The 5,529-nt window shown below is 66.7% G+C and carries 5 protein-coding genes and 1 pseudogene; all 6 read left to right on the top strand.

The features are described from left to right. A partial coding sequence (locus VGE27_RS19555) for a chemotaxis protein CheW (protein ID WP_414653556.1) occupies positions 1-162 on the top strand: 162 nt, incomplete at its 5' end. 68 nt (positions 163-230) lie between these two features. Then, positions 231-851 carry a chemotaxis protein CheC gene (locus VGE27_RS10065; RefSeq protein WP_331049519.1) on the top strand — a complete coding sequence of 207 codons (621 nt, stop codon included), beginning with the start codon at positions 231-233 and terminating at the stop codon, positions 849-851. A 21-nt stretch (positions 852-872) separates the two neighbouring features. Then, the gene (locus tag VGE27_RS10060; protein WP_331049518.1) at positions 873-3,560 is read left to right on the top strand and encodes a tetratricopeptide repeat protein; all 2,688 of its coding nucleotides are present in this window, start codon (positions 873-875) and stop codon (positions 3,558-3,560) included. Between the two features lie 14 nt (positions 3,561-3,574). Beyond that, positions 3,575-4,606 carry a DUF4388 domain-containing protein gene (locus VGE27_RS10055; protein WP_331049517.1) on the top strand — a complete coding sequence of 344 codons (1,032 nt, stop codon included), beginning with the start codon at positions 3,575-3,577 and terminating at the stop codon, positions 4,604-4,606. Between the two features lie 58 nt (positions 4,607-4,664). Further along, positions 4,665-5,381, top strand: a complete 717-nt coding sequence (locus VGE27_RS10050) for a GTPase domain-containing protein (protein WP_331049516.1) — start codon at positions 4,665-4,667, stop codon at positions 5,379-5,381. A gap of 23 nt (positions 5,382-5,404) precedes the next feature. Next, positions 5,405-5,529: pseudogene (locus VGE27_RS10045) on the top strand (DnaA ATPase domain-containing protein); the annotation flags it as partial.

Below are 5,529 nucleotides of genomic sequence, written 5' to 3'. Positions count from 1 at the left end.
GGACGACGGGCCGCGTTCCTGGTGGATGCGCTCGTGGCTCAGCAGGACATTGTCGTGAAGCCGCTCGATACGGTGCAGGGTGCCGCGCCGTGGTTCAGCGGTGCCACCGTGCTGGGTGACGGCACGCCGGCGCTCATCGTCGATGTGGCAAGCATCGTGTAGCCCACGATGCACACCGAACACCCGCAGAACCCGACAGCTCAACAGGACGACACAGCAGTGGGAGCGACATGAACGCCATCCGGTCACTGAAGACCATTCAGCTCGACGCTCTGCGTGAAACGGCCAACATTGGCGCGGGTCACGCCGCCACGGCGTTGTCGCAGATGACCGGCCACACCATCATGATCAAGGTGCCGGCGATCAGCGTGGCGAGCATCGAGGAGCTCCCCTCGCAGTTCTCGCCCGATGAGGAGCCCGTCGCCGCCGTCATGATGCACATGCTCGGCGATCTCTCCGGTCGCACGCTGTTGGTGTTTCCCAAGCCCACCGTGATGCGCCTCGCCGAGCTGATGCTGCGGCGCCCCGTGGGATCGTCGGTCGCGTTCAGTGAGCTCGAGACGTCAGCCATCAAGGAAGCCGGCAACATCCTGAGCGGCGCGTACATGAACGCGCTCAGTGATTTCCTTGGCATGCTTCTGCTGCCGTCACCGCCGACCATGGTCGTGGATATGTCCACCGCCGTGCTCACCAGTGCGTTCAGTGAATTTTCCGCCGACCCCGACGCGGTGCTGTGCGTGGAGAGTGAGTTCCAGCTCACCGAGATGCAGCAGACCCTGCGCGGCTTCTTCCTGCTGCTGCCGGATCCGGCATCGTTGCAGGTGATGCTGCGCGCGCTTCGCCTGGCCTGACCGCAGCAGATCGCGCTGCCGATGACCACCATGGTCCACGCCGGCGCCGCCACGAGCGCCGATACCGCCGTTGACACCGAGGCTGCCGGACGGCCATCGGTGGACCGTGGCGTGGGATTGCTGCGGGCGATGCTTGATCGGGTCGACCAGCAGGATCCCGGCGCCTTCAACAACCTGGGCGTGTTGTACCACGCCCGCGGATTGCACGCCGACGCCGTCGAAGCATTCCTGCGCGCCCTCGCGCTGGACCCGCGCATGCGTACCGCCGCGCGCAATCTCGAAGTGGCCGCGGCGCTACCTGGCGCCTGCGATGAACGACTCGCTCGTATTCAGGCGCGTATCGAGGCCGACCCGGACGATCGTGAGGCCCTGCGTGAGCAGGCGCATCTCACGCGCGTCATCGGGCGTACGTCCGAGGCGACCCGCCAACTCGATGCCCTCATCGCCGAAGATCCGGATGATGGCGAGGCGTTGTTTGAACGTGGTCTGATCGAGCAGCGTGCGGGCGACCTGCGTCGGGCGCAGCGGTGGTTCGAGCGGGCCGTGAATGCGGGCGCTGTATCCGACGCACGCCTGCATCTCGCCGAGGTGTTGTATCAGCGCGGTCAGAACGAGCAGTCGTTGGATGTGCTCGATCAGTTGTTGGCGGAGTCGCCGCGGCATGCCGATGCGCACCTGCTGCGCGGCTTCTTGCTGGGCGACATGGGACATCACGAGCAGGCGCTCCAGGCCACCCGCCGCGCGGCCGAGCTCAATCCGGCGCTCGAGACGGTGCAGAGTGATCTCTCCATCGACACCGGCACGTCGCCGCTGGGCCATGCGACGGCAATGATGGCCGTTGAGCCCGATGGAGCCTTGGCTCGCTATGGTCTGGGGTTGGCGTTTCGCCAGCGTGGTTACTTCCGTGAGGCGCGGGCGGAGTTTGATCGAGCGATATCGCAGGGCGAGGATGTGCGCCTCGTCCAGCATGCACTCGCCGAGCTCGATCTGATCGACGGCAATTCCGCTGACGCGCGTGCGCGGTACGAGCAGTTGCTCACAGAGCAGGAAACAGCGCGGTGGTGGAACGAACACGGTGTCGCCTTGCACCAGAGCGGCGATGTCACGGCCGCCGCGGATAGCTATCGTCGTGCACTGCGCATCGATCCGCGCGACGCGCTTGCGTACAACAATCTTGGCGTGGCGCTGGCCGATCGCGGTGACGCAAACGCGGCCCGTGAGGCGCTGACACGCGCGGCAGAACTCGATCCCACTTTCGTGCGTGCACGGCGCAATCTGGCATGCCTGCTTGCATGGAACGGTGAGGGCTTGGCCGCGCTGTCGCTGTTGCGAGAGCTGGTGGCATTTCATCCGCGTGATGCGGACGCTTGGTATGCCACCGGTCAGGTGTTGGCGTCGCTCGATCGGCCCGAAGATGCACGCGATGCCTTCGTGAAGGCCATCGAACAGCGTCCATCGCACGCCGAGGCGCGTTTTGCCCTGGCCGATGTGCTGGACCGGCTTGGCGATCAGGATGGCGCTGTGCGCGAGACCGAACAGGCGCTCGCGATTTCGCCCGTGCGCGCAGACGCCCGACTCACCGTAGGTATTGAACTGCAGCGCGAATGCCCCGATGCCGTGGGGCGCGTGGACCTGCTCCGGCTGACGGGCGGTGCGCCGCTCACCGGTGTGTCGGTGAACGAACTCGAAGTGAGCGGGTTGCTGCCCGAACAGCCCGCTCAGGTCGTGGCGTTGTCGGCGCATGAGCGAGCGGTGGCAGAGTGTGCAGCCGCTGATGCCTTCGCCGAACGCACCCTGCATGGTGAAGCGGTGGAGCGCTACCAGCGTGCCCGTGAACTGGTGCAGGAGCAGCGTTCCGATGCGTCGACGGTCGCGCCAGACCTGGTGGCCACATGGCATCGCGCGACGGTGGGAGCAGCGCGCTCCCGGTGCTTGCTGCACCGTGCGGCCTCCGCGCGTCCGCTGCTTGATGAGTTGATCACTCGTACGCCAGATGATCACGAAGTACTGGCGCTGATGGCCGCGAGCCTGACCGACAGTGCGGCGGGCGATCCGGGTGAATCCGACCAACAGGCCGCGCGCGCCGTGCTGTTGCGACTGCTCGCGCAGGATGTCACCAGTCCCGCGCTGCTGCACTTTGCGGGTGACGTCTCCACCCAGTTGGCTGACCGCTCGTTGGCGTTGGGATTCTATCGTCGTGCGCTCGCGAGAGACCCGATGCGGCCCACACCGCGTGTGGCCATCGCACGTCTGCTGCGAGAGCAGGGCGATCTGCTTGCCGCACGACTGGAGATCGTGGCTGCGCTCGCCGCCGCACCCCGATGGCGGGAAGCGCGGATCGAGCTGGCACGCCTTCATCGCGATGCCGGTCGTCTTGACGAAGCACGTGTCGAGTTGGCGGAGTGCCTGGAACTGGTGCCCACCGATCTCGACGCGCTCGAGCTGCTGGCGGGTGTGCTGGTTGCTGAAGAGCGTACAGACGATGCCCGTGTGGCCGTGGACCGTCTGTTGCGGCACGATCCATCGCGCAGTGCGGCCCTGTGGTACGACGGTGTACTGCTCGCCCGTCAGGCACGCGTGCGGGATGCCCTTTCGCGGTGGACGCGCGTGGCGAATGACCCGGATGCCGGAATCTGGGGCGAGCGCGCGTCGTCAGCCCTGACGCAGGCACGCGGCTTTCTGCAGGCCGATCCGGCACAAGTCGCCTGATCCGGCACGCATCCATGGGTATCGAAGGACGACTGCGCGATCTCGGCCTGACCGACGTCCTCCAGCTGCTGTCTGGAGGACGCAAGAACGGCACGCTGCACTGTGATGCGCCATTGCTTGGCCTGCGGCTGCGTCTGGGATTTCTGCAGGGGCAGATCGTCGAGGGCTTCGTCGACAGGGCCAACGAATCGGCAGCGCCATCGATGGACGCCACGGAGATCAGTGCGGTGGTGCATACGGCGCTGCGCTGGCGTGAAGGCACGTTCCGCTTCGCGCCCGCCGACGTGCCGGACGGGCGCACTGGAGTGCGGCTGGCGGTGGAGCCGCTGCTGATGGATGGTGCGATACAGGCCGAGGTGTGGTCGCGGATCGAGTCGCGCGTGCCGCACGCGGGCGTCGTGCCGATGTTCGTCGACGTGGAGCCCCAGCAGTTGCCCCTGCTGCGACTGTCACCGCATCAATGGGAGATACTCACCCACATTGATGGGCAGCGGGATCTGGATGCGATCGCCGCGGTGATGGGGCGGGAGCTGGCGGTAGTGGCAGAGCTGGTACACGACCTCATCGTGGCCGGACTGCTGGTGTTGCGTGAAGCGTCGCCGGCTCCGCGGCGCAATCCCACCCCACCGGTGAGCCCGGCGGTACCTAGCGCGAACGACCTGTGGATTCCGGAATCTGGTCTGCCAGAGAGTGGAATGGACGAGGACGGCGTGCTGGATGAGGACGCCGTCTTCGACCCGGTGCAGTGGGGAGTGTTGACGGCGGACGGCATGCCGCGCCGGTCCACACCGTGGCCGCCTCCGCGCGTTGCCCCACCCCTTCCTGATCCGTCCTTTGCACAGAGAGAACCGGTTGGGGCGGCGGCATGGCAGGATGGGCCTGCGCTGCAACGACTGGGAGACGACTGCGCCCGTCGGGGCGACCTGTCGTCCGCGATCGTGCATTGGGCCGCTGCGCTCGATGCGACGGTACCGGTGGTGGATGCTCATCGGGTGCGCGAGGCCATCTCGCTCGCCACCCGGTTGCAGACGCTGCTGCAGCCGTAAGCGATCCGCGGTCGTCGTTCAGGCGTCAGACTCTTGCCACGCGAAGAGGAGCGGGCGCATGCCCATTGTCGATCACGCCACACGGCTGATCACCTGCAAACTGGTGTACTACGGGCCCGGTCGGTCCGGAAAGACAACCAATCTCACCTACCTGCATTCGGCGTTGCCGAGCGGGCAGGTGGGCTCGCTCACGTCCCTCGCCACCCGTCGCGACCGCACGCTCTTCTTTGACTACCTGCCGGTGGACCTTGGCACGGTGGGCGCCTATCGCGTGCGCTTTCAGCTGTACACGGTGCCGGGGCAGCCGTACTACCGCGCCATTCGCCAGCTCGTGTTGCAGGGGGCTGACGGTGTGGCGTTCGTGGCCGACAGTCAGCGTCATCGGTGGGAAGACAACATCGAGAGCCTGCAGGACATGCATGCCAACCTCGCCGAACACGGCGTCGATGCGCGCGACCTGCCCATCGTCATGCAGTACAACAAGCAGGATCTGCCGTCGTCGCTTGCCGCGAGCGTGGCCGAGCTGTCGGTGGCGCTGAACTTCCGCGCTGTGCCTGAATATGCGGCCGATGCCCTCACCGGCACCGGCGTGTTCGATACGCTGCGGTCACTGGGCATGCGCGTGTTGCGCCGCCTCGGTGCGGATGACGGCACGCCCGCCGGCCAGCGCGCTGCTGCGGCCATGCGGACACCGCTGCACGTACCGGCCATTGCGGCCGGCTTCGACGCGTCGGTGACGGAGTCGGTGAGCCGTGCGGCGGGAGCGGCGGCATGACGTCCGCTGTGGACCGGAAGCTGCGCTTCGAAACATTTGTGGTGGGTGCGTCCAATCGTCTCGCGACGTCGGCCGCCCGCGCGGTGGCCGAAGCGCCGGGACAGGCGTACAACCCGCTGTTCGTCTATGGCGAATCGGGCCGCGGCAA

Origin of the sequence: Gemmatimonas sp., assembly GCF_036405635.1 — a bacterium.
In the GTDB taxonomy this organism is placed as follows: Bacteria; Gemmatimonadota; Gemmatimonadetes; order Gemmatimonadales; family Gemmatimonadaceae; genus Gemmatimonas.
This window is presented reverse-complemented; position numbering and strand designations above follow the sequence as displayed.